We start from the raw sequence: 22,857 nt of genomic DNA, 5'->3' as shown, positions 1-22,857 counted from the left end.
CAGGCGACGTGGAGGCCTACTGCGCCATGGGGCGTGCTCTGACGGCGGGGAAGCTGCGGGCTATCGGGCTTTCGTGCTACTACGTGGACGAGCTGACCGCGTTTTTGCCCCGTGTGTCGGTGAAGCCGGCCCTCGTGCAGAACGAGATTCATCCCTATTACCAGGATGCGGACGTGGTGCCCTTCATCCACGACCAGGGCATCGCCGTGCAGGCCTGGTATCCGCTGGGCGACCGCGGGCACAACGACGAGCTTCTGAGCGATCCGGTGCTCGCGTCCATCGCGCAGACCCACGGTGTGTCCATCCCCCAGGTCATTCTGCGATGGGACCTGCAGCGTGGCGTCGTCGTCATTCCCGGTTCGAGCAATCCGGCCCATATCGAGGAAGATGACCGGCTCTACCATTTCGCGCTGACGGAAGAGGAGATGGCCGCCATCGCCGCCCTCAACCGCAACGAGAAGCACGACTGGTACTAGGGTTACCCTTCGCTTCGGCGGCCAGCGACTCTCCTCTCCTGGTGAAATCGCTTATCAACTATTATTGCATTAAGGGCGCCGAGGCCGCCTATGGCGCGGTAGAGCGTATGCTGGAGCTGGCTCGGGTCGTCGCCGTTGATGATCTGGTATGCCGTCGGGCGCTGGACTTGGAGCGTCCCGACTACGAGGACGGCATTATCGCGGCCGCTGCCGAGGCTGATGCCGTCGACCTCATCGTGACGCGCGACGAAGACGCCTTCGCGGAAGCGGCTGCTCGCAGGCTCACGCCGGTTCAGCTGATGGTGGAGCGTGGCTGGGAAGTGGCGACTATCTGATTTCCGGCTCGATGCGCTTGAGGGGGGGCGGGCGGGCACACCGCCGACGACGGTGAGGGGTTCGACGTCGTGGGTCACCACGGCCCCGGCGACCGCGCCGTCGCCGATGGTCACGCCGGGCATGAACTGGTGCTCGGTCGACCCGCCCACGACGGTGCGACCGGCGTTCAAGTGATCGAGATAGTCCTGCAGGTTCATGGCTGCTCCTCCAGTATGAACCCGCCGTGGACGTGGATCGCTACGAGATGCTGCGGCTGCCCCACGAAGACCGGTGGGGCATGCTCGTGGGTGCCGATGACCCGTTGGCCGCGCTGCCGTCCGTCACGCCGGCCGATGTGCGCTCCGCGCGGCTCATCGTGCCCCACCGCGCCGGCGCCCGCAGCGAGCTGGCGGCCTGGATGGGCGTGGATGCCTCGCCGGGGTCGGGCCTCGCCTTCGTGCCCTTGGAGCCGCCTCGCGCGGCGGGGGTGTGCCCGCGGAAGAGACTGCCCGGGGGCCGGTTACTCGCTGCGAGCGTCGCCGCCCAGGGTGTGGCGCACCACTTCGAAGCGCTCCAGTTTCGCATCCTCGTCCGGTGCGATGCCCGCCTTCTGTTTGGCAATGGCGATTTGATCCATGACCGTGTCGACGCCCTCCAGATCAGGTAGCAGCAACCCCCGCTTGAAGCCGCGGGTCACGATGACGCCGTAGCGTGCCGGGTCAAGCTGCTCCAGCGAATCTACCGGCTCCGGTTCGCCGAGCACGTCGACCGAGTAGGAAAGGTGGTCCAGCTCGGCCGGGCGCACGGGGGCGAAGCGCGGGTCCTCGGTGGCTGCCGCCACGCCGTTCATGATGATCTCCTCGGCCAGGCTGTGGCGCGCTGGGGCAATGGTGCCGATGCAACCGCGCAAATTGCCGAACTCGTGCAGGCTCACGAAAGCGCCGGCGCGCCGCCCGACCATGTCGTCGGGCAATCCGTCCGGCACCGCCAGCACCTCGCCGGTGCCCACGATCGATTCGACGCTCAGCCTGGCCAAGGCTACGAGCGGGTCTACCTCGGGGTCCAGCACGAGGGAGAGGATCTCGTCGTTTGCCAGCGACTCGTCGTCGGCGTCCCACCAGTCCTGTGGGGCGCTGTCGGCGGGCTCCTCCACGAAGCCGCCCTCCGGCGCAATCGTCGCCGAGGTGGTGTATTCGTCGCGGCACTCGTCTGCCTCGAGGGTATTGCCGTCAAATGCGGAGTCGGCCTCCGGCATCATGGTCGCGCCATCGTGCGGTGCGGCTGCGGAATCAGCCTGCCTTGCGGGGACGCATCGGGCGTGGGCGCCGCGAATCTCGGCTTCCACCTCCTCCTCGGTGCTGGAGGGGCCGGCCTCCACCTCGAAGGCGGCGATAGCGTAGCCGACCCCGAAGGGCCCCTCGTAGCTCAGCAGTTGGGGGCGGAAGGGGAGCCCCTCTAGCGCGCCGGCCATAATCTCGAAGGATCGCAGCCCGCATTCCGCCGCGTTCTCGCACATCACGGGGTCCAGCGCGAAGAGCTCCTGCAGGGTTCCACGGGCGAACACGCCCTCCACGGCGCGGTCGAACGCAGGACCGGCCGGGTTGAAGCCGTAGGGACCGTCCTCTTTCAGGCGGTGGGACAAGTCCCCGCTGGCGATGAGCACGCAGCGCATGTCCAGCCGCTCGGCCGCCCGGGTGATGGATTGCCCCAGGAAGTGGTGGTCCGACGGCGAGAGCGCCGAGAGCCCCACACGCAGCACCGGCACCTCTTCCAAGTCCACCGTCTGGGCGAGGAAGTGCAGCGGCACGAAGGCGCCGTGGTCGATCTCGGTCTGGGCGGCGGGCGCTCCGGCCACGGGGATGGACCGCCGGGCCAGGCGGTCGGCCACGGCCTGGGCGAACTCGGCGTCGCCGCGGGTGGTCACGGTGACATGCGGCTGCCCGAACTGGGCCATCGAGCCGGTTTCCTCCTCGGCGTTGGAGATGAAGAAGCCGTCGCGGTAGAGCGGCGCATGGGGGGAGACGATGACGATGATGTCCGGATCGTGGGCCGCTGCGCGCCGCGCGATCTCCTCGTAGGCGACAACGGTGTCGGCAATCTCCGCTTCCTGGCCGTCTCCCACGGCAGGAACAATCAACGGCGGGTGGGGAACAGCATAAGCGGCAAGAAGGCCCATGGCACACCCTCCTCTTCTGGTGGGGCGAGTAAACGACGTTTCAGCGAGGAATATGGTGAGGGATGGCGGCTGCGATGAGCCTCTCTCTCAGCGAACTGTCACGGTACCGTTAGCAGTTTTCCTTCGCTGGCGACAAGGCCCACGGGCCGATCGAAGGGCTCCCGGGCACCGTATTTTCCCAGATCGTCGATGAGCTGACGCTCGCGAATGAGCCCGAGGGAGCGTCCGGGAAAGGTGGCGAGAAAGGTGTCGTAGAAGCCCCCGCCGTAGCCGAGCCGAAAGCCGTGGATATCGAAGATGAGCCCGGGCACGAGGGCGAGGGCGTGCGCATCGGCGTCGTCGGCATTGATGCGCGTGGCGGCGTCATTGGCCGGTTCGGGAATGCCCGCGAAGCCCGGTGCCGTATCAGCAAGCGAGCCGATGGTGTGCCAGGCCATCGTGCGGGTGCCGGGCACCGCACGGGGAAGCGCCACGGTCTTGCCCTGGCGCAGGGCCTCTTCGATGAGCGCATGGGTGTCCACCTCGCTGCCCACCGAGCAGTAGGCGAACACGAGCGGCGCCTCGACGAAGGCGTCGCTTGCCGCCACGCGGGCGGCGATGGCCGTATCGGCCTGTGTGCGATAGGAGGTGTCAAGCCCTTCCCGGAAGGCGCGGGCTTCGGTGCGCAGCTGTTTTTTCTCTTCCGTTCCCATGGGCCGCATGATAGGCCGCCCCGTGCCGTCGTGCCGCCGAGAACAGCCTCCTTATCGGGAAGCGCGGCCTGGATAACCGCTCGCGGGCACCCTCTTGACTTAGAGCCGACTCCAACCTTTACTCTTCTCGACAGCGAGACGACAAGGGAAGCCTATGAGAGGAGCACCTATGACGGCATCTTACGAGGGTGTGGGCAAGCTCGGCTTCGGCGCGATGCGCCTGCCCCTGACCGACCCGGATGACGTGACCACCATCGACATCGAGCAGGTCAAGGCCATGGTGGACGAGTTCATCGCCCGGGGCGGCACCTATGTGGACACGGCCTTCGTCTACCACAACGGCTGTTCGGAGGGGGCGCTGCGCCAAGCGCTCGTGGAGCGTTACCCGCGCGAGGCCTTCACCCTGGCCACGAAGTGTTTGGCCTGGGCCTGCGCGAGCAAGGAGGAGGCCCAGGCGTGTCTGCCCACCTCCTTGGAGCGCCTCGGGGTGGACTACATCGACTTCTACCTGCTGCACAACGTGGGCGGCAAGCGCACGGCCAAGTTCGACGAGTACGACATGTGGAACTACGTGGCCGACGCGAAGGAGCGCGGGCTCGTGCGCAACATCGGCTTTTCCATCCACGACGGCGCCGACGTGCTCGACGAGCTGCTCACGGCGCACCCGAACATGGACTTCGTGCAGTTGCAGGTGAACTACCTCGATTGGGACGACCCGGTGACCGAGTCGGCCCGCTGCATGGAGGTGGCGGCCAAGCACGGCGTGCCCGTCATCATCATGGAGCCGGTTCGCGGCGGCCGTCTGGCGAACCTGCCCGAGCGCGGCGCGGCGGTGCTCGCCGAGGCGAACCCCGAGGCGAGCCAGGCTTCCTGGGCCTACCGCTTCTGCCTCGATCTGCCCGGCGTGCTCGCAGTGCTCGCCGGCGCCTCCTCGCTGGAGCAGATGCAGGACAACATGCGCACCTTCCAAACGCACCAGCCGCTGAACGAGCAGGAGCGTGCCGCCATCGACGGCGCCATCGCCGCTCTGCGCTCGGTGGATCTCATCCCGTGCACCAACTGCGGCTACTGCGTGAAGGACTGTCCCGAGGGCGTGAAGATCCCCGTGGCCATGAACCTGCTGAACCTGGAGAAGACCACCGAGGATCGCGAGTTCGCCAAGGGGCTGTACTCCTGGCAGGCCGCCGAGGGCCCCGCGTCCAAGTGCATCCAGTGCGGCACCTGCGAGGCCGCCTGCCCCCAGTCCATCGGCATCATCGACCACCTCGCCGAAGCCATGGAGCACTTCGAGGGGTAGGGGGGCTGCAGCTCCGGGCTCGGTGGATTTCTGGGTCCGAAACGATCGAGCGCAGGAGATCGCTAAGGCGATTCCTGCGCTCGATTTTTGGCGAGGATCCGTTGGTGCTCTTTGGGATGTTCGTTGCGCGATGTTCCCAAGATGAGGGTCAACTGCCCATGCTGTAGACCTTAGAGACTGGCGATCTTCTTGTTGATCCTCAGCATGACCTCGGTATAGTACGCATAGTCTGCTGGTGACAAGGAGTCCTCGTCGATGTCATTAAGAGCGTCCATGGTCTGACTGTAGCGATCCATGTACTTGGTGAAGTCCTCGAGCATTTCGGGAGACATATCCGAAGATTTCTCGTACTTCTCCATGAAGGCAAGATACTCGTCGAAAAAGGCCTCGTATTCATCCATGGCTTTCTTGAAATCAGGGGTCACTTCACCGAGAACAGTGTTTCCGTCGCTCGACTCTTCTGCTGGCTTTTCGGCTTCGGCTTGTGTGGCCTCGTTGTCGTCCGAAGTCTTGTCTGCGGCCTCGTGCTCTGCTGAGTCGCTGGAGTCCTGATCTGCACCGGCATCCTCGGACGAGGGATCCGCGGCATCATCGGGGGCATCGAGCGAGATGGACATGTACTGGTGATCGGGCGAGTAATCGAGCCACAGGTGGTAGCCTTCTGGATTGTCGGCTACGTAGCTTTCCGAGCTCTTTGAATAGTTCTCGGTGAACCCGGTCTCTTCGCATGCAGCGATATAGGCTGCAAACTGCTCAGCTGTGAAATTCCCGATTCGCGCGCCGAAATGGTCCGAGCGGTCGGAGGTGATTTCTCCAAACAGGCCGCTCGGCTGGGGCAGCATGGTGGCAACTCCTCGTGTCGGCCAGGTGATGTCCGAGAAATCCTCGGTCGGATCAGAGGGGGTGAAATCCGATGAGAGCTTCGATGATGAGCTTGAGCACGCCGGCACACCTGAGATGCTTAGGACGAGGCAAGCGGCAAACAAGACGAAAAGAACCCTCTTTGCATTTCTCAGTAAGGCGAGATTCATAGTCTTCGTACTTCCTTCCGTTTACTTGGCTTGTATTTTCGCGCCGCAGTGACCGCAATGGGCGATGGTGTCGCGAGGCATGGTGTTTTTAGCTCCGCAGCTCGGGCAGGAAACCACCACTGCGTCGGAAGAGGCTTCTGCAATGGCGGCTTCCCCGCTCGGTGCCGAAGCTCCTGTTTGCTGGGGTGCGCTTTTCGGAGCCATCCCCGCCGGAGTGAGGACGACATTAGGAGAGAATGTGCCAATTACCCGCTCTGCTCCTTCATCAATGGTCAGTGACCCCGTCATCCCCCGCTTTATCATCAGGTTCAGCGTCTGCTTCACTTCCTTTATGGACGTTTTTGTGGCGGATGCCAATGCGGAGAGAGACCCTGATGGATCATTGGCGAGCAAGGCTTCATAGGTGCGGTATTTTTTAACGAGTTGTCCCCATTCCAGGCCCCGGGCGATGAAATATGCGCCAAGGAACATGAAGCTTGCTGCCATCCATCTCACTTTATCCATGAGGAATTCGTTTGAGCAGCCAGTGAAAAAGAGAACCATCAAGATGGCTCCTAAAACTACCTCCGTTTTGCTTGCGGCAGATCCTTTGACTTTTGTTTTGGCCATGCGTCCGTCCTTTCTCTCTTGTGCTATTTCAACCCTGACTCAAATAGTCAGCGGGTTTCCACAATGCTCGCATTCGGCCACTTCGCCACGACGGATTTGCGCCGTTGCGCCACATCCGCGGCATCGTACGGCTGTCAAGAGCGACTGAACGTCCTCCGCGGCGTAAACCTGGCCAGCGCTGGAGGTCTTTGCCGACGAGGGATTGCTCGGCGCGCTCTGCGCCGGCGACTGCCTTTGCGCCTGGGGGCCTTCGGGGTGGTTAACGAACTTCAAAGGCGGAATTTTCTTCTGGCGAGATAGTTCGACCAAACACCGCTTGACCTCCTCTTGTTCCATGCCGACCGACTCGGCAAAAAGGGTCAAGTTGAGGGATTCGCCTTTTCGGATGAGGGCGCGGTACGCTTTCAAGACTTCTTTCTGCTTGCCGGTCTCTATCACGCACCAGATTGCGATTATTCCGAGAGCGATCAGCGCCAGCCCGACGATGGGCGAGTAGACGTTTGCCGTTACTATGCCTAGCAAGATCAGCACCGCGCCCGCAAGCGTGCGAATTGTGCCCGGAGACAGGTTCTCGATATTCACTAGAATGATCCCCTCCTCTCGAGGGCGACTACCGCATTGCGCTCTTCTGTCAATCGCCCGATGGACGCGAGCGCTTCATTGATGGCTGCTGCGTCGTCCGAGTGCACCGCCGTGGATAATCGGGCGATCTCCTGGCGGAGGTCTTCGTCGACAGGCATCGCGATGGCACTATCGGAGAAGCGCAGGCATTCCGCCGCTTCCCGGATTTTTGCGCTGAGGGCCCTGTCGGAGCATCCCGCTGCTATTTGCCGCAGGTCGCATACCATCGATTCGCTTGATTGCGTGATCGACTTGAGTGATGCGTTTGACGATCGAATGAAGCGCACGCCGTAGACAAGCGCCCAGGCGACGAGCGCGATTGCCGCGCCAACAGCAAGGAGGATGGCGAGAACGCCGAAAATGCTAGCGATCATCTTCCGTCCCTTTCTCTTCGGGGGCGGAAGCATTGGGGGAATCCGAAGTTTGCATGCCGCATCTCCCGCAGAAATGGGCTCCGTCGGGCATAGGCTCTCCGCACTGGGTGCAGAATCGCGCCGATGCTGCCGGCTTGGCGGGAGGGGTGCTTGCCGGCCGACCGCATTGCCCGCAGAACTTCTGCCCCTGGGCCATGGCCGTGCCGCACGACGGGCAGCGAAGCTCTTGCCCGAGGGGACTCAGGTTTCTCGCCATGTCGGCAAAAGCGCTCCCAAATCCACCGCCCATACCGAAGCCCATGCCCAAGCCGAGGCCCGCACCCATCAGATCCGACGAGCCTGAGCCGGGGTTCGTGGCCGCTCCCTCCAGGGTGTCGAACGATCGCTCCTGCACGTAGTTGTATCCGATGATGTTCATTTCGGCTCGCTTGGCCAACGTCTGCTTCAACGACACAACAGCGGGGTCATCTTCGGGCACGCTGATGTCGTTCACATAGAAATTGGTCAGGGAAATGCCGTAATCGGCCATAGTGGGGGCAATGCGCTCTCGCAGATAGTCCGACAGCTCGTCAAGGTACATATTAATTTCCAGAATGCCCACCTTGTGCTCGACGATGTAGGTGGAGATGGCATCCTTGACCTTTGAGACGTAGACGCCCCTGAAATAGCGCACGATGTCATTTTTGGTGAATGCAGGCAGTGTTCCCACGAGTTTTACGAGAAAGCGCTTCGCATCATCGATCTGCAGGCCAAAGATGCCATGGGATCGCACGGGAACAAACACGCCATAGACAGGGTCCTGTATCTGGATGGGGGAGGGTGTGCCCCACTTTACGTCGAGGTTGAATTGCTTGTTCACGAACCACACTTCGGCGCTGAAAGGCGATTGGCCGCCGAAGGGGAGGTTGATCAGCGCCTCCAGGAAAGGGATGTTCGCAGTGCTGAGCGTATGGCGTCCGGCTTCGAATACATCGAGCGCTTGGCCGCCCTTGAACAGAATCGCTTGCTGCGACTCGTTGACGATCAACTGCGTCCATGTGCCCAGTTCGCTGTCGGGGTATTTCCACGCGAATACGTCTGGACTGCCGTCGTACTTGACGACTGAGACGATAGCCATGGCCTATTCTCCTATTCTGAACTCATCTCCTATGGCTTCATATATGAAGCCAATTTCCACATACTACCACATATGCTTATCCCATGAACATCGAAGAGAAAAGACGGACTCTGGGCGCGGCCATACGTAGCTGTCGCGAAGACCAGGGGCTTTCCCAACATCAGCTTGCTCTTATGGTCGGCAGCAGCAAGTCTCACGTCTGGCGCATTGAGACCGGGCGGGTTGGGGTGGGCATTGACGACCTGTCTCGTATCGCCGAGGCTTTGGGTGTGGCCGTGCGCGATTTACTTACGTTCTAGGATCTACTTACGTTCGCGCAATGGGGCTGTGTCGACAAGGCGCTCCTCTAGGAGAAAAGATCCAAAGCTCGGGATCGTTCGATCAGCTTTTCTAGACAGCGAGGGTCGATGGTCGGTTTCGTGCGGGGATACATATCTTCCATAAGATCGCGGTCTTCGAGGGCTGCCGCCAGATACGCGAGGGTAGTTGCGAAAAACTCTACCATTTCGCTCCACTTTTCTCGATCCAGCTGAGCCACTTCCACCACGGGATAGCCGGCCGCTTCGCATACGAAGTGCACGAGGCGTATCATCTTGTTCTCCGCTATAGACGCATGGTCGAGCTCCCCTGCGGTCATTGCCTGGAGCGTCTCGGACAACTTGTCGAGCATCTTCTTAAGCCACACGAGGAATACGGCCGCTTGCATGAAGCCCGGGGTGGAATCGTCACCGACCGTCTGGGCAAATTCGGCCTCATCGCTTCCGTCTTCAAACATCATCCAAGGAGCCAAAAGATCGAGATCGCTCGTCTCGAAGTGAGTTTTTCCAAACCAGATGCGCAATGCACCGACGGCATCCTCAACCTGATCAAACGTGTTGTCACCAGAAATGGAGAGGAATTGCAAGACGATTCTGCCGAAGTCGTCCCACATTTCCTCGAAGTCGGTCTCGGTGAAATTCTGCCATTTTTGTTGCTTACTTTGGTAAACCGGGGATTCGCGAAGGAATTCGGCAAAAGCATCCACCTCCGAAGTGCCGAAAGCGAGGGTCTCGAAGATGTCATCTCCCACGACCTGGGCATAACGCGCGAATAAGATACGGTTCTTCAAGTCGTTCTCTTGTGCCCTCAGCTCCTCGAGCTTCTCATTGAGGGCTTCGACTACGTCAACCTCCCCGTCGAGGATGGGCGGCATTTCCTTCAGATCGAATCCGTAGTCCTTGAGCACGACGATTTGCTTCAGGCGATCGATGTCCTCGGGCATATAGAGCTTGCGGTTGTTGGCCACGTCTTCGCCGCTGCGAGCGGGGCAGAGCAGTCCGCGCTCGTCGTAAACTTGCAGTGCGCGCCGTGTGACCCCGGTTAGCTTGGCGACCTCGCCCACGGTCATAGGCCAGGTGCAATTCTGACGAATAAGATCGTTGCTTGTAGTGACCTTTCTTCGAGACATTCTCTCAGATCCTTATCCCTCGCTTGCCGTTACTGACCCCAGGATAAACCCTAACCCTACGTTGAGGTCAAATGAGGAGGGGGCTCAATGATGCGGACGATGCTTGCGGCCCAGGGCGTCGTGTTCTATTGGCGCTCGACGGGAAAAGAGCGCGCTGCACCGTGCTATCCCACCGCGGTTACGAAGGTCGCCAGCAAGGGAATGCTCACCAAGGCCAGTACGGTGGTGACGAAGGTGCCCTGGGCCATGACCCGGGAGTTGCCGCCGTACTGGTAGCAGAGCATGGTACCATTGGTGGCCACGGGCATTCCCGCGAGCACCACGGCCACCGAGAACATGAGACCGGCCGGCACGAACCCGTGGAAGACGGCCCAGATGACGGCCGGCATTCCGAGCAGCCGGAACAGGGAGCATGCCCACAACCGCGGCCCACCGATAAGCTCGCGCACCGGCAGGTTCGCGAGCGACGAGCCGATGATGAGGAGCGCCGCCGGGGTGGTGATGGAGCCCAGGGTGCTCAGCGCGTCGCCTGCGATGGGCGCGTAGTGGATGCCGGTCAGCGTGAGGACCACGGCCGCCACACACGACAGCATCACCGGTGTGACGAAGGTGCGCCAGGTGGTCTGCATCTTCACGTCCCCGTCGGTGTCCTGGGTGAGGAACCACGCGCCCACGGTGAACACGAAGAGGTTGAACGGCAGGTTGAACACGGCGGCGTAGATAAGCGCGTCCGGCCCGAAGATGGCCGAGAGCACCGGGTAGCCGATGAAGCCCACGTTGCCGAAGCAGAGCATGAAGCGGTACACGCCGCGGTGCCCGTCGGGAATGCGCAAAAGCAGTGTGAACCCGTAGGCCACGGCGAACATGACGAGATTGCTGGCGATGGAGAGCCCCAGGCACAGCCACACCTCGGTCTGCGAAGGCAGCTCGGTGGCCGTGAGCACCGAGCCTAAAATCATGCCCGGCAGCGCAATGTTGATGACCAGCTTCGAGAGCATGCGGTCGAACTCGTCGTTCATGAACCGCAGCTTCTTGGCGCCATAGCCCACGCCCACGATGGCGAACAACGTGACGATCTCCTGGAATATACCGATCATGCCCGCGGTCACGCCTGCCCTTTCTCGTGTTGTTGCGAAGTCGCCCCAGTGTACGCCCGATGCGGCGCGCTGATGGCGTATACTAGGCGGCCGCTACGTTACCCCCGTCGAAAGGATCGTCCCGTGTTCACCATCGGTTGTCATTTGTCGTCTGCCAAGGGGTATTTGAAGATGGCCGAGGATGCCGCGTCCATCGACGGGAACACCTTCCAGTTCTTCACGCGCAACCCGCGGGGCGGTCGTGCCAAGGCCATCGATCCAGCCGATGTGGCGGCCTTCCACGCCTTTGCGGCCGACCACGGCATCACGCGCTTTCTCGCCCACGCCCCCTACACCATGAACCCGGCGGCGGCCAAGCCCGAGACGCGCCAGTTCGCCATCGAGTTATTGACCGACGACCTCATGCGCATGGAGAACACCCCCGGCCAGCTGTACAACATGCACCCGGGCTGCCATGTGGGTCAGGGCGCAGAAGCGGGCATCGCCCTTATCGCCGATGCCCTGAACCAGGTGCTCACTCCGGACCAGTCCACCACGCTTCTGCTGGAGACCATGGCCGGCAAGGGCACGGAAGTGGGCGGCCGCTTCGAAGAGCTGGCCGCCATCATCGATGGGGTGGAGCTCTCCGACAAGGTGGGCGTGTGCCTGGATACGTGCCACGTGTGGGACGGCGGCTACGACATCGCCGGCAATCTGGACGGCGTTCTGGAGGAGTTCGACCGCGCGATCGGCCTAGACCGTTTGCACGCCATCCACCTGAACGATTCCAAGAACCCGCTCGGTGCCCATAAGGATCGCCATGCCCCCATCGGCGAGGGGCACATCGGCTTCGACGCCCTTTCCGCCGTGACGAACCACCCCGCGCTGCGCGATCTGCCCTTCTTCTTGGAAACACCCCAGGACAACCTGGCCGGCTGGGGCGCCGAGATCGCCGCCTTGCGCGCTGCCCATGCCGCCTAACCGCCGGGGGCTCCTTCCACGCCATCGGCAAAGCGGCCCGCCCCTTAGCGGGAGAGACCCGCTTGTATTTCGACTTTCGGGGATGTCTGAGCCGGCTGCTAAATTACGAAGAAGTACACGCTGAAGAACTGCAGGATGCTGGCCGCCAGCACGAAAAGGTGGAAGATGGAGTGCAGGTAGCGCACCTTCTTGAAGATGTAGAACACCGCGCCCACGGTGTAGCTGATACCGCCTGCGGCCAGAAGCCAGAAACCCACGGGATGCAGCTGGGCGTACAGAGTGGGCAGGAAGAATACGATGGACCAGCCCAGGGCCACATACAGCACGGCCGATATCCAGCGGGGCCGGTAGGTCCAGAACGCCTCGCAGGCAATGCCGATAAGCGCCACCGCCCATACGAAGGCCGCGAGCCACAGGCCTCCCACATGGCCCAGGGTAATGAGGCAGTAGGGGGTGTAGGTGCCGGCGATGAGCAGGTAGATGCCCGAATGATCGAGCACCTTGAACACGCGCTTGGCCGCATCGGTCGCGAGCGCGTGGTACAGAGTTGACATGAGATATTCCAGCAGAAGCGCGATGCCGTACACGAGGGCTGCAGCCAGAAGGATGCCGCCACCGTCGCCCACCGACTTCACGATGAGCAGCACGAGGGCCGCCACGGCAAGACCGGCGCCCACACCGTGGGTTACGGCGTTGAAGATCTCCTCGCCCAAGGTGTACTCGCGCACGCTCTTCTTGCCGGAGCGGCGTATGCGGTCCCGTATCTCGGGGCATACTTTGGCGGCCGCTGCGGCGGCGTTGGGCGAAAACTCGGGATGCGCAAGGGCGATGGCGCGCGGCATGGCGACTCCTCAGATCGGGGGCATTCTCGCATCATAGACGAACGGGCTCGTCGCGCGCTTCACAACAGGGAAACAATGGGGAGCGGCGGTCCGCTGGCCATCCGGGGGCGCTGGGGGCCTTGAAATAGCTGCGGAAATTTACCGCCGCTCTCGCAGGGCCTTCAATGCAGCTCGCTTTTTCGCCTGTTTGGCAGCATAGGCCTGCTTCTCAGCGCGCTTGCGGGCGCGTTCGGCCTCCTCGGCGGCACGTTCGTTGGCATGGGCGGCTGCCTCGGCCTCGCGCACGGCTCGGCGCTCGGCGCGTCGCAGCTCTCGCTCGGCGTCGGCCTCGGCGTCGGAGAATCGGCAGCCGCAGTAGTTCTGGCGGTACATGCCGCCCTCGCGGGAACGGCGTGTGGCCTCGTTGTAGAAGGAGCGGTAATCCTCGAAGCGCGCGCGTATACCCTCGCGCTCGCAGGCGCGTTCCAGCTCCTCGCGGATGATGGCCGTATATTGGTAGGGACTTACCGAAAGCGTGGTGCCCAGGGCGTCGAAGCCGTGCTCGCGGGCATAACGGGCCGCCTCCTCGAAGCGCAGGCGGTAGCAGGCGCGGCAGCGGGCCTCGCGGGCTGTGCGGGCCTCGGTGGGCTCGGCGCCTTCCGCCCTGTCACCCTCCTCGTTCACGATCATGCCGAAGGCCGCCTCGGCCGCGTCGCCCACGCGTCCGGCCGTCGCCTCCCAGGCTTCGGGATCGTAGACGCCCTCGACGACTTCCAGCCCCTCTTCGACCGCCCACGCGCGCAGCGTGTCCAGCCGATGCGCGTACTCGTCGGCTGGGTGGATGTTAGAGTTCGCGTAGAACACCACGGGCTCCACGCCCTCGGAACGCAAAACGCGGACCGGCTCCAACGAGCATGGTCCGCAGCAGGCATGGAGGAGAATGCGATGAGTCATAGTTGTCACCAAGAGGAGCGAATAGGGGCGCAAAAGTTCGAAATTGGTGCAAACGCCCCGCGGTTCTGCCGATTCCGACGCTCAAAACGCGGCCATACCACCATTTTCCATACGGAAAGGGACGTGCAGCGGGGGCGTGTGCACCAATTTCGAAAAAAGGCGCCAAAAAAGCCGGCCGATGTCTGCAGCTTTCCGCTCAGCATCGGCCGGCGCGCCTTCGAGTGCGGCTTACTCGGCGGCCAGGGGGCTCGGCACCGAGTACACGCGGGAGGCGCACTCGCGATCCAGGTCGTAGAGGCCCTTCGGGTCGCCGCCGAACAGCTTCATGTTGGTGATCATGGTGTCGGCGTTGTCCTCTTCCTCCATCTGCTCGTCGATGAACCAACCCAAGAACTTCTGGGCGCGGTAGTCGTGGGCCTCGAGCGCCGCGGCGTAGATGTCGTGGATGAGCGAGGTCACGTACTGCTCGTGCTCCATGGCAGCCTCCAGCGGCTCCAGGAAGTTCGCGAAGGTCACCTCGGGCTGCTCGATGGCCAAAAGCTTCACCTTCTCGCCGTTCTCATGCAGGTACTTGCGGAAGATCATGGCGTGGTCGCGCTCCTCTTGCGCCTGGATCTCGAAATAGTTGGCGTAGCCGGACAGACCCTCCTCCTCGTAGTAGTCGGCGAAAGCGAGGTACAGGTAGGCGCTGTAGAGCTCCTTGTTGATCTGGTCGTTGATGAGTTCGTACACCTTGGCGTCCATGGAAGTCCTTTCTGCTTGCGCGGCTTGCGGGCCGGCGGGAAATCGAACCTGGACAGAATACCGCGAAATCACCCGCTGCCGTGGCAAATCTGTGCAAATAACTCGCTTTTTGACAAAAGCGTTAGAAGCCCTCTGTCGAGAGCATCATAATAGGCGCGATTGGGAGAAGAGGGAAAGAGACGCGAATGCTCCAGCTCAAGAACATCTGCAAATCCTATCGTACGGGCGATTTTGTCCAAGCGGCTTTGAACGACGTGTCCATCTCGTTCCGCGATAACGAATTCGTGGCTATTTTGGGCCCCTCGGGCTCGGGCAAGACCACGCTGCTGAACGTAATGGGAGGCTTGGATCACTACGACTCCGGTAACATGATCGTTGACGGCGTCTCCACCCATCGGTACAAGGACCGCGACTGGGACGCCTTCCGCAACAACCGCGTCGGCTTCGTGTTCCAGAGCTACAACCTCATTCCGCATCAGACTATTCTGCAGAACGTGGAGCTGGCGTTGACGCTTTCGGGCGTGGGCCGCTCCGAGCGCACGCGCCGCGCGAAAGAGGCGCTTGAGGCCGTGGGCCTCTCCGATCATCTGAACAAGAAGCCGAGCCAGCTTTCGGGCGGCCAGATGCAGCGCGTGGCCATTGCCCGCGCTCTCATCAACGACCCGGAGATCGTGCTGGCCGATGAGCCCACCGGCGCGCTCGATTCGCACACGTCGGTGCAGATCATGGACCTGCTCACCCAGATCGCCAAGGACCGGCTCGTCATCATGGTCACCCACAATCCGGAGCTCGCTGCCGCGTACGCCACGCGCACGGTGAATCTGGCCGACGGCGTCATCCGCTCCGACACGAACCCGTATTTCCCCACCGAGGAGGAGATGCACCTCTCCCGCAAGCGCACCCGTCGCACGTCTATGAGCTTTCTCACGGCGCTCGCGTTGTCCTTCAACAACCTCATGACCAAGAAGGGCCGTACCATCATGACGGCTTTCGCCGGCTCCATCGGCATCATCGGCATCGCGGCTATTCTTGCGCTCGCCAATGGCGTGGACAACTACATCCAGAACACTGAGGAGGAGACGCTTTCGGTGTACCCGCTGCAGATCATGTCCACGGGCTTCGATATGACCTCGCTCATGACCATGGGCGCAGGCGGGGAAGGGGATGCGCCGGCGGAAGACGAGGGCGCGGAAGGCTCCGGCGACGAGATGGCCGACGCCCTTGCCGCGGTCGGCGTCAAGGGCGGCACCTACGAGGAGACTGAGGGCGAGGCCGCCGGCGAGGGCGAGACCGCCGAAGGCGAGGGCGCGGCCGAGGGCGAGGGGGCCGACGCTGGCGGTGTGCACGAGTTCAAGATGGTCACGAACATGTTCGCCAGCCTGGAGAACAACGACTTGGCCGCGCTGAAGCTCTTCTTCGACGAGGGGGGCGACGGCATCGAGCAGTACGTGAACTCCATCGAGTACCGCTACAACGTCATTCCGCAGATCTTCGACGCCAACACCGAGAACGGCGTGCGGCAGATCAATCCCGACACCACGTTCTCCGCTTTCGGCATGGGCGGCGGATCGTCCAACGCGCTCATGTCCACCATGTACTCTACCGACGTGTTCTCCGAGATGATGGGCAACGCCTCCATTGTGGAAGGCCAGTACGACGTGAAGGCGGGGAAGTGGCCCGAAGCCTACAACGAGTGCGTGCTGGTGCTGAGCGGCAACGGCAACGTGCCCGATCTGGTCACCTACGCCCTCGGCCTGCGCGACCATCAGGCGCTCGACGACATGATCGAGCAGTTCATGAACGAGGAGGAGGTAACCGCGCCCACCGACGAGCTCGATCTGACCTACGACCAGCTGCTCGGCGTGTCCATGAAGCTCGTGAGCGCGGCCGACTATTACACCTACGACAAAGAGCACAAGGTGTGGGTGGACAAGACCGATGACGAGGCATACATGAAGGAGCTCGTCGATGGCGGCGAAGACCTGAAGATCGTCGGCATCGTGCAGCCCAAGCCGGAGGCCAAGGCCACGGCGCTCTCCATGGGCATCTACTACACGCCGGCGCTGACGCAGCATATTATCGAGAAGGCCGGCGAGGCGCGTATCGTGCAGGAGCAGTTGGACTATCCCACGGTGAACGTGTTCGACGGCATCTCGTTCGCCGAGAAAGACGAGGAGGAAGAGGGAAAGCTCGACACCGATTCGCTGTTCAATGTGGATGAAGACGCCCTGCAGGATGCCTTCAAGTTCGACGAGTCGAAGCTGAATACGGATACGAGCGCGCTTTCCGAGGGGCTTTCCGCCGACGATCTGCCGGCCGCGCCCTCCCTGTCCGCAAAGGATCTCGATCTGGATCTGTCCTCGGCCTTCAACGAGGACGCGCTCGCCGAGATGATGGGTTCGGCTCTGGCCGGCTATACTCAGGCACTCGGTGCGGCCTACCAGCAGGCGGCGGCCTCAGGCACTCCGCCGGACTTCCAGGCGTTGGCCCAGGAGACGCTCGAATCCTATGCCCAAAGCCCCGAGGTTCAGGGCATTATGGCGAAATACGCCGCGAAGATGGTCGACACCAACGCCATGCAGAAGGAAATGGCCTCGAAGCTGTCGGCCGCCCTGGAAAGTACCATGCAGAGCTACATGAAAAAGACCATGGCCGCCATCTCCAAGAAAACCGAGGCGTCGGTGAAGAAGGTTATGAAGCAGTTCCAGGAAAGCATTCCGGGGGCCATGTCGGTTGACGCGGACGCCTTCAAGAACGCCTTCCAATTCGCGATGACCGAAGAGGAGCTCTCGGAGCTGATGACGGCGCTCATGAACCGCGAGGGAACCTCGTTCGACGGGAATTTGGCCAAGCTCGGCTACGCGCAGCTCTCGAAGCCCTCGGAGATCGAGATCTATCCGAAGGATTTCGAGGCGAAGCAGCAGGTCATCGCCATTCTGGACGACTACAACGATCGCATGCAGGCCTCGGATCAGGAGGACAAGAAGATCACCTACACCGACTTCGTGGGCACGTTGATGAAGTCGGTCACCACCATCGTGGACATGATCAGCTACGTGCTCATCGCGTTCGTGGCCATCTCGCTGGTGGTGTCGTCCATCATGATCGGCATCATCACCTATATCTCGGTGCTCGAGCGCAAGAAGGAGATCGGCATCCTGCGCGCCATCGGCGCATCGAAGGGCGATATCAGCCGTGTGTTCAATGCCGAGACCATTATCGAGGGACTGGTGGCAGGCCTTATGGGCGTGGGCGTGGTGGCACTGGTGAGCATTCCGGTGAACGCGCTCGTGTACTCGCTGCTCGATGTGCCCGATGTGGCCCTGCTGCCGCCGACGGCCGCGGCCATCTTGGTGGCCATCAGCGTGTTCCTCTCGTTCATCGCCGGTCTCTTCCCGGCCATGGCCGCCGCCCGCAAAGACCCGGTGGAGGCCCTGCGCAGCGAGTAGCCCGAACGACTGCGGGGGCGCGGGGCGTCCGGCCGCGAAGGCATGGCGTGCCTCCATGCTCGGGCAGTCCTCGCTTCGGGGAAGCGCCTACCGGGCGCCTCCCGTCGCTGCGGAACTGCACGTAGGGGCGCGCCACGCCCTCGCGGCTTGCTCGCCTCGGTTGGCGCGGTCGCTAGGCGTCGTTGCCCACAAGGCCGTTCACGAGGGCCGATACGATGGAGATGACGATGGAGGCCACAAAGGCGCTGCCGAAGCTGGCGATGTAGAAGCCCGCGCCGAACAGGCCGTTGGCGAGCCATGCCGCGATGTAGAGCAGCAGTGTGTTCACGACGAGGTAGAAGATGCCCAGGGTGAGCACCGTCACCGGCAGCGACAGCACCTGCAAAATCGGCTTGATGGACATGTTCACGAGCGACAGGATGAGCGCGAACAGCGCGATGCCCACCCATGAGGCGTCGGCACCGATGATGTCGATGCCGGGCACGATCCACACGGCGGCGGCCACGGCGATGGCGGTCACGATCCAGCGAATAATGAAGTTCATGATTACCTCCTTTTCCAGTGGCCCCATTATGTCAAAATGAGTCTATGACGAGAAAACATGACAACAAGCCGAAACGCGCCAGTAACCGCTCCGCCAAGGTGGGGAAGGCCTGTGGTGCGCGGCGGGGCGTCGGCGGCCGCAACGGCGCGGGGCGCCCCAGCGACCGCGGGCGCGAAGGCGCTCGTCCGGCAACGGGAGCTCCTGCCGGCTCTCGACCCGCATCGCGCTCCTCGGCGGCCCGTGCCTGCGCGCCCTGCCCCGTGTTCGGCCGTTGCGGCGGCTGCAGTCAGCTCGATGTGCCCTACGAGGCGCAGCTGGCGGCCAAGCAGCAACGCGTGGCCGAACTCTTCGAGGGCCTTGCTCCGGCCGATGCGATGCTGCCGATTATCGGCATGGAAGAGTCCTTCCACTACCGCAACAAGGTCATCTCGCCCTATGCGCCCGCCAAGGGGAAAGCGCGGCGAGCCGGCGGCAAGGGGAAGGGCGGCGATGCCAAGCTGACCCGCGACGACATCCTCACGGGCATGTACGCACCGGGCAGCCATCGCCTCATTCCCACCGATGCCTGTGCCATCGAGAACGAAACGGCCAAGCGCGTCACCCTGGCCATCCGCGACATCATGGCCCGCTGGGGCATGGAGCCCTACGACGAGGACGCCGGAACCGGCTTCGTGCGTCACGCCGTGGTGCGGGTGGGCCACGAGTCGGGCGAGGTGCTGGTCACGGTGGTCACCAACGGCGACGAGTTCCCCTCGGCGAAGTCCTTCTGCCGCGAACTCGTGCGCCGCGTGCCCGAGATCACCACCATCGTGCAGAACGTGAACACGCGGGCCACCAATGTGATCCTCGGCGAGAAGGAGCGCGTGCTCTACGGCCCGGGGTTCATTTTGGACACGCTGTGCGGTCTCAGCTTCCGCATCTCATCCCAGTCGTTTTACCAGGTGAATGCCACGCAGACCGAGGTGCTCTACGACGAGGCCATCCGCTTGGCCGGGCTCACGGGGGCGGAGACGGTGATCGATGCCTACTGCGGCACGGGCACCATCGGCCTGGTGGCCGCCAAGCGGGGAGCCGCCCGCGTCGTCGGCGTTGATGCGGTGGAATCGGCCATCCGCGATGCCGCGGGCAATGCCCGCCACAACGGCGTGAAAAACGCCGCGTTCGTCGCCGAGGACGCCACGGCGTTCATGGAAGAGCTCGCCGCGTCGGGGGAGCGTCCCTGCCCGCTCGTGCTCCTCATGGACCCGCCCCGGGCCGGCTCGACGCCCGCGTTCCTCGCCGCCGCCGCAACCCTGGCCCCCGAGCGCATCGTGTACATTTCCTGCAACCCCGCCACCCAGGCCCGCGACGTGCGCCAGCTTACGGAGAGCGGCTACGCGGTGCGCGCCATCCGTCCCGTCGACATGTTCCCCCACACCGACCACGTGGAATCCATTGTGATGCTGGAGAGGAAAATGACTGACGTACTGGAGAAAGCCCTTTAATACTGTAGGTTTGGCCAATCGGGTAAACTCGGTATCGGGCAGGTAGAACGTTCTGCAGCAACTTATCCAAGGGCAATACGGGCCAAAAGTGTAAGAGTTGAGTTGCCGAGTTTGATATCGGAGGTTTGTGCCGTGAGATAGAGGTCGGGGAGGAATATGGCGGAAGCATTATGAACCTGTAATCAAAAAGAAGCATAAAGAATCCTACATGCCAACGAATAAGCCGTCTAGCGTGATAATTCCAGGCATGAGTCATATCGCGATTTGCGGACATAGTGATCCGAGTGTGGGAAATGGGGAGCACAAGCAGTCTATCAGGCTGCTCTGTGGCGTTGCACTTCCATAAAGATAAACGAAAAAGGCGGCCATCGAATTGACGGATATTGCAATTACGCTGTTCCTCCGCTGGAAGGATTCCTGCGACAGGATGATGCTGCTGGAATCGACCATGCTCACAAGGAGAATTTCGGATGGGCTTCTGTCATTCGTCTGCCCGATTTCGTCACAGAGACTGATTTTGAATGGGTTATCGAGAAAGCTATCAAGAAGAAAAAGGCAGGCCTCACAAAGATCGAATTTTGACCTACGGCACTTCTTGCGATTTTCAATGAGTTCAGGCGCATTAAGGGTGATGGGGGCTGGACGCCAGTAACTGGTATGAATGCGTGGAGTATGGTGCCAAAAATCCGCCGACAATCCTGTCTCAGGGAAATAGCTTCTCGTGAGAGTCAGCACGATATATCAAGTAAAACTCCGAAGGGCAACGGCACTGGGAAATTAAAACCGAAGGCCTCGTTATCAGAGTGCAGTCGAACCAGCGTGAAGGACGAAATCGAATATATCTGGCAGAATACTTCAAAAACTTTGTAGGCGAGGAAGACTGGGCCACATGGGAAAAGAATTGTTTGATAACATTCCAAGCAAGGTCGGCGATCTACTTAGTGGTGTCAAGAACGGCAAGGTTAGCCTTCCTAATCTTCAGCGTCTGATTATGCGGGAAAGACAGTAAGGCTCGTGATCCTCCGGATTCAATGCTTAAGGGCTAGCCAATCAGAAACTCCGCGAGTGATCTGCGACATAAAGGAGTTAGTGTATGATTTCAAGAGAATTAAAAGCTATTATAGATAAGTTAAATGAGCAGGGAAAGATGATTTTTCTTGAAGGGGCAACTGAGGAACAGATTGCTCAGTTCGAGAGAGATCATGGAATTGAACTCCCTGAAAAGTATAAAGAATGGTTGCGGTACTCTGACGGTGGCGAGTTGTTTCTTCCCGCCGGAGTGCAGCTTTACGGTGTGGCACATAAGCCAATAATCGATGTAGATGAAAACGACAGGCCAGATGAAAAATATATTGTCATTGGCGCTTTGGCTTCAGGTGATCCAGTATTATGCGAGAAGTCGGACGAGAGGATTTCAATATATGATCATGAAGCTGGTGATATTGATGACGAGCTGACTTATGATGACTTCTACGCCTTTTTAAATGACCTTTATGAATTGCTTGGGATAGGAGAATGATCCTATGTCAAAAACGAGCATAAGGGAAAGAAATAAAGCAATAAGACTTGCCTGGGAAAGAGAACAAAAATTAGTCTCTGAAGGCAAGGGAACAAGAGACTGGTCTCAGGATCAACAAAAGGACATTCTTGATCCTGATAAGGGAAAAGCCTACGACGAAAACGGACGTGCCTTTGAAGGCCAGCACATGAAGAGCGCTGCAGAATATCCGAAATATCAGGGAGATCCGGATAACATACAGTTTCTTACAAGAGAAGAACACCTGGAGGCTCATAGGGGTAGTTGGCAAAATCCGACCAATTGGTATTACAATCCGGAAACTAAAAAGTTTGTGGATTTTGGGGAGAGTAAACCTACTCCCTGTACAGCTATTAATCTCAGTAAGCCGGTTTGCGGTCCTGTTGCTGACAGTCAGAACAAAAACGACGAATTGAAAGCGCCCATAGCGGAAGTAGAGTCAAGAGGACACGTGAAGCCTTCATGGCAGGAAGATGAGGCGTATCACTCAGAAACCAAATTGCAAAGTAAAACTACGGTAGCTCCACCAGAGGCACACGAAAGCTTCGGAGATAAGGTTCTCCATGCGGTTAACGCTGTCAAAGGATTTTGCGAAAGACATCCAGTATTATCTGGCGTACTAAAGAGTGCGGGAATGGCTGCTTTAGTAGTCGGAGTTGACGCGATCGCAAATAGCGGTAAAGGATCAAGTGGCGGTTCAAGATCGTCTTCGTCGGATAATTATTCCAGCTATTCTTTTAACGATGACTATGCAGGCACTCAGGATGGTGATGATTGTGGTAGTCCGTTCTCTGATGGGGATTATCCAGATGAGAGGTCTTCACCTGAAGAGCATACGGTGTCCGCGCATGCACAGCATTATCACACAAAAGATGGTGTGGTCTTGAAAGAAAAAGAACCGTATCGACGTGGCGGTAAATGCGATAACTAGAGTCGAGGTGATGGGTTTTCGGTCTTGTTTCGCCAGAACGAGGCCTTGAGGCGGTCAGCAATTCTGCGCGCCCGCATATTATAAGTAGGAGCAAGGTCGTTGACCCGTTTCCGGGAGCGGACGAGAATAAAAAACCAGTGTACTTTTTGCAAAATGTGATTTGATAAATCCTCGCAAACGA

General features: G+C 60.7%; 22 protein-coding genes. 8 read left to right on the top strand and 14 right to left on the bottom strand.

From position 1 onward, the window contains the following. Positions 1-26: 26 nt before the first annotated feature. Positions 27-476, top strand: coding sequence for an aldo/keto reductase (locus C811_RS09700; RefSeq protein WP_016309390.1), 450 nt, complete (start codon positions 27-29; stop codon positions 474-476). 2 nt (positions 477-478) lie between these two features. On the opposite strand, the gene C811_RS17175 is transcribed toward C811_RS09700, so the two are convergent. The 3 genes from C811_RS17175 to C811_RS09685 form a co-directional block, all read right to left on the bottom strand. Continuing rightward, entirely contained in the window at positions 479-1,009 is a 531-nt protein-coding gene (locus C811_RS17175; protein WP_016309389.1) for an LbetaH domain-containing protein, read from the bottom strand. 302 nt (positions 1,010-1,311) lie between these two features. Next, a complete protein-coding gene (amrA, locus tag C811_RS17055) occupies positions 1,312-2,967 on the bottom strand; it encodes an AmmeMemoRadiSam system protein A (protein WP_016309387.1) in 1,656 nt (551 codons plus the stop codon). 98 nt (positions 2,968-3,065) lie between these two features. Further along, on the bottom strand, positions 3,066-3,668 hold the full coding sequence (locus C811_RS09685; RefSeq protein ID WP_016309386.1) for a 5-formyltetrahydrofolate cyclo-ligase: 603 nt from the start codon (positions 3,666-3,668) through the stop codon (positions 3,066-3,068). Positions 3,669-3,828: 160 nt separating this feature from the next. On the opposite strand from C811_RS09685, the gene C811_RS09680 reads away from it, so the two are divergent. Next, positions 3,829-4,956 carry an aldo/keto reductase gene (locus tag C811_RS09680; RefSeq protein ID WP_016309385.1) on the top strand — a complete coding sequence of 376 codons (1,128 nt, stop codon included), beginning with the start codon at positions 3,829-3,831 and terminating at the stop codon, positions 4,954-4,956. Positions 4,957-5,126: 170 nt separating this feature from the next. Here the strand turns inward: C811_RS09680 and C811_RS09675 are convergent, their stop codons facing one another. The 5 genes from C811_RS09675 to C811_RS09655 are packed head-to-tail and all read right to left on the bottom strand — an operon-like array spanning position 5,127 to position 8,708. Next, positions 5,127-5,987 carry a DUF6591 domain-containing protein gene (locus C811_RS09675; protein WP_156997067.1) on the bottom strand — a complete coding sequence of 287 codons (861 nt, stop codon included), beginning with the start codon at positions 5,985-5,987 and terminating at the stop codon, positions 5,127-5,129. A 21-nt stretch (positions 5,988-6,008) separates the two neighbouring features. Further along, positions 6,009-6,596, bottom strand: coding sequence for a zinc ribbon domain-containing protein (locus tag C811_RS09670; RefSeq protein ID WP_016309383.1), 588 nt, complete (start codon positions 6,594-6,596; stop codon positions 6,009-6,011). A gap of 39 nt (positions 6,597-6,635) precedes the next feature. Next, positions 6,636-7,178, bottom strand: coding sequence for a hypothetical protein (locus C811_RS09665; RefSeq protein ID WP_016309382.1), 543 nt, complete (start codon positions 7,176-7,178; stop codon positions 6,636-6,638). Then, entirely contained in the window at positions 7,178-7,591 is a 414-nt protein-coding gene (locus C811_RS09660; RefSeq protein WP_016309381.1) for a hypothetical protein, read from the bottom strand. The genes C811_RS09665 and C811_RS09660 overlap by 1 nt, the downstream gene beginning before the upstream one ends. Beyond that, entirely contained in the window at positions 7,581-8,708 is a 1,128-nt protein-coding gene (locus tag C811_RS09655; protein WP_016309380.1) for an SPFH domain-containing protein, read from the bottom strand. Before C811_RS09655 ends, C811_RS09660 begins: the two co-directional genes overlap by 11 nt. 83 nt (positions 8,709-8,791) lie before the next feature. Between C811_RS09655 and C811_RS0103290 the strand changes: the two genes are divergently transcribed. After that, the gene (locus C811_RS0103290; protein WP_022926493.1) at positions 8,792-9,007 is read left to right on the top strand and encodes a helix-turn-helix domain-containing protein; all 216 of its coding nucleotides are present in this window, start codon (positions 8,792-8,794) and stop codon (positions 9,005-9,007) included. Between the two features lie 47 nt (positions 9,008-9,054). Here C811_RS0103290 and C811_RS09650 read toward each other — a convergent pair whose 3' ends face one another. Both C811_RS09650 and C811_RS09645 read right to left on the bottom strand, forming a co-directional pair. Continuing rightward, on the bottom strand, positions 9,055-10,155 hold the full coding sequence (locus C811_RS09650) for a MerR family transcriptional regulator (RefSeq protein ID WP_016309379.1): 1,101 nt from the start codon (positions 10,153-10,155) through the stop codon (positions 9,055-9,057). A 164-nt stretch (positions 10,156-10,319) separates the two neighbouring features. Then, a complete protein-coding gene (locus tag C811_RS09645; RefSeq protein ID WP_016309378.1) occupies positions 10,320-11,264 on the bottom strand; it encodes an AEC family transporter in 945 nt (314 codons plus the stop codon). A 111-nt stretch (positions 11,265-11,375) separates the two neighbouring features. On the opposite strand from C811_RS09645, the gene C811_RS09640 reads away from it, so the two are divergent. After that, entirely contained in the window at positions 11,376-12,212 is an 837-nt protein-coding gene (locus tag C811_RS09640) for a deoxyribonuclease IV (RefSeq protein ID WP_016309377.1), read from the top strand. A gap of 98 nt (positions 12,213-12,310) precedes the next feature. Here C811_RS09640 and trhA read toward each other — a convergent pair whose 3' ends face one another. The 3 genes from trhA to C811_RS09625 all read right to left on the bottom strand — a co-directional run bounded on the left by trhA (position 12,311) and on the right by C811_RS09625 (position 14,731). Next, a complete protein-coding gene (gene trhA / locus C811_RS09635) occupies positions 12,311-13,054 on the bottom strand; it encodes a PAQR family membrane homeostasis protein TrhA (RefSeq protein WP_016309376.1) in 744 nt (247 codons plus the stop codon). A gap of 138 nt (positions 13,055-13,192) precedes the next feature. Then, positions 13,193-13,987 carry an epoxyqueuosine reductase QueH gene (locus C811_RS09630; protein ID WP_022926490.1) on the bottom strand — a complete coding sequence of 265 codons (795 nt, stop codon included), beginning with the start codon at positions 13,985-13,987 and terminating at the stop codon, positions 13,193-13,195. A 228-nt stretch (positions 13,988-14,215) separates the two neighbouring features. Beyond that, positions 14,216-14,731 carry a ferritin gene (locus C811_RS09625; protein WP_016309374.1) on the bottom strand — a complete coding sequence of 172 codons (516 nt, stop codon included), beginning with the start codon at positions 14,729-14,731 and terminating at the stop codon, positions 14,216-14,218. 185 nt (positions 14,732-14,916) lie between these two features. Here C811_RS09625 and C811_RS09620 point away from each other — a divergent pair, with 185 nt between their 5' ends. Beyond that, positions 14,917-18,180, top strand: coding sequence for an ABC transporter ATP-binding protein/permease (locus tag C811_RS09620; RefSeq protein ID WP_016309373.1), 3,264 nt, complete (start codon positions 14,917-14,919; stop codon positions 18,178-18,180). A 172-nt stretch (positions 18,181-18,352) separates the two neighbouring features. Here C811_RS09620 and C811_RS09615 read toward each other — a convergent pair whose 3' ends face one another. After that, positions 18,353-18,724, bottom strand: coding sequence for a phage holin family protein (locus C811_RS09615; RefSeq protein WP_016309372.1), 372 nt, complete (start codon positions 18,722-18,724; stop codon positions 18,353-18,355). A gap of 44 nt (positions 18,725-18,768) precedes the next feature. On the opposite strand from C811_RS09615, the gene rlmD reads away from it, so the two are divergent. The 3 genes from rlmD to C811_RS16215 all read left to right on the top strand — a co-directional run bounded on the left by rlmD (position 18,769) and on the right by C811_RS16215 (position 22,676). Beyond that, on the top strand, positions 18,769-20,208 hold the full coding sequence (rlmD, locus tag C811_RS09610; protein ID WP_016309371.1) for a 23S rRNA (uracil(1939)-C(5))-methyltransferase RlmD: 1,440 nt from the start codon (positions 18,769-18,771) through the stop codon (positions 20,206-20,208). A gap of 1,093 nt (positions 20,209-21,301) precedes the next feature. Next, the gene (locus C811_RS0103285; RefSeq protein WP_022926489.1) at positions 21,302-21,727 is read left to right on the top strand and encodes an SMI1/KNR4 family protein; all 426 of its coding nucleotides are present in this window, start codon (positions 21,302-21,304) and stop codon (positions 21,725-21,727) included. A gap of 4 nt (positions 21,728-21,731) precedes the next feature. Then, positions 21,732-22,676 carry a hypothetical protein gene (locus tag C811_RS16215; protein WP_016309370.1) on the top strand — a complete coding sequence of 315 codons (945 nt, stop codon included), beginning with the start codon at positions 21,732-21,734 and terminating at the stop codon, positions 22,674-22,676. The last annotated feature ends 181 nt before the right edge of the window (positions 22,677-22,857 follow it).

The organism is Adlercreutzia caecimuris B7 (assembly GCF_000403355.2).
Lineage (GTDB): Bacteria > Actinomycetota > Coriobacteriia > Coriobacteriales > Eggerthellaceae > Adlercreutzia > Adlercreutzia caecimuris.
Note: the sequence above shows the minus strand (reverse complement) of the source record. Positions and strands in the feature narration are given on the sequence as shown.

What these genes read in the sequence shown, in the direction of transcription:
- C811_RS09700 (WP_016309390.1), top strand. Translation starts at nt 27, where the DNA reads ATGGGGCGTGCTCTGACGGCGGGGAAGCTGCGGGCTATCGGGCTTTCG.
- rlmD (WP_016309371.1), top strand. Translation starts at nt 18,769, where the DNA reads ATGACGAGAAAACATGACAACAAGCCGAAACGCGCCAGTAACCGCTCC.
- C811_RS09685 (WP_016309386.1), bottom strand. Translation starts at nt 3,668, where the DNA reads ATGCGGCCCATGGGAACGGAAGAGAAAAAACAGCTGCGCACCGAAGCC.
- C811_RS16215 (WP_016309370.1), top strand. Translation starts at nt 21,732, where the DNA reads ATGTCAAAAACGAGCATAAGGGAAAGAAATAAAGCAATAAGACTTGCC.
- C811_RS09620 (WP_016309373.1), top strand. Translation starts at nt 14,917, where the DNA reads ATGCTCCAGCTCAAGAACATCTGCAAATCCTATCGTACGGGCGATTTT.
- C811_RS09625 (WP_016309374.1), bottom strand. Translation starts at nt 14,731, where the DNA reads ATGGACGCCAAGGTGTACGAACTCATCAACGACCAGATCAACAAGGAG.
- C811_RS0103290 (WP_022926493.1), top strand. Translation starts at nt 8,792, where the DNA reads ATGAACATCGAAGAGAAAAGACGGACTCTGGGCGCGGCCATACGTAGC.
- C811_RS09680 (WP_016309385.1), top strand. Translation starts at nt 3,829, where the DNA reads ATGACGGCATCTTACGAGGGTGTGGGCAAGCTCGGCTTCGGCGCGATG.
- trhA (WP_016309376.1), bottom strand. Translation starts at nt 13,054, where the DNA reads ATGCCGCGCGCCATCGCCCTTGCGCATCCCGAGTTTTCGCCCAACGCC.
- C811_RS09660 (WP_016309381.1), bottom strand. Translation starts at nt 7,591, where the DNA reads ATGATCGCTAGCATTTTCGGCGTTCTCGCCATCCTCCTTGCTGTTGGC.
- C811_RS09675 (WP_156997067.1), bottom strand. Translation starts at nt 5,987, where the DNA reads ATGAATCTCGCCTTACTGAGAAATGCAAAGAGGGTTCTTTTCGTCTTG.
- C811_RS17175 (WP_016309389.1), bottom strand. Translation starts at nt 1,009, where the DNA reads ATGAACCTGCAGGACTATCTCGATCACTTGAACGCCGGTCGCACCGTC.
- C811_RS09650 (WP_016309379.1), bottom strand. Translation starts at nt 10,155, where the DNA reads ATGTCTCGAAGAAAGGTCACTACAAGCAACGATCTTATTCGTCAGAAT.
- C811_RS09670 (WP_016309383.1), bottom strand. Translation starts at nt 6,596, where the DNA reads ATGGCCAAAACAAAAGTCAAAGGATCTGCCGCAAGCAAAACGGAGGTA.
- C811_RS09630 (WP_022926490.1), bottom strand. Translation starts at nt 13,987, where the DNA reads ATGACTCATCGCATTCTCCTCCATGCCTGCTGCGGACCATGCTCGTTG.
- C811_RS09655 (WP_016309380.1), bottom strand. Translation starts at nt 8,708, where the DNA reads ATGGCTATCGTCTCAGTCGTCAAGTACGACGGCAGTCCAGACGTATTC.
- C811_RS09615 (WP_016309372.1), bottom strand. Translation starts at nt 18,724, where the DNA reads ATGAACTTCATTATTCGCTGGATCGTGACCGCCATCGCCGTGGCCGCC.
- amrA (WP_016309387.1), bottom strand. Translation starts at nt 2,967, where the DNA reads ATGGGCCTTCTTGCCGCTTATGCTGTTCCCCACCCGCCGTTGATTGTT.
- C811_RS0103285 (WP_022926489.1), top strand. Translation starts at nt 21,302, where the DNA reads ATGATTTCAAGAGAATTAAAAGCTATTATAGATAAGTTAAATGAGCAG.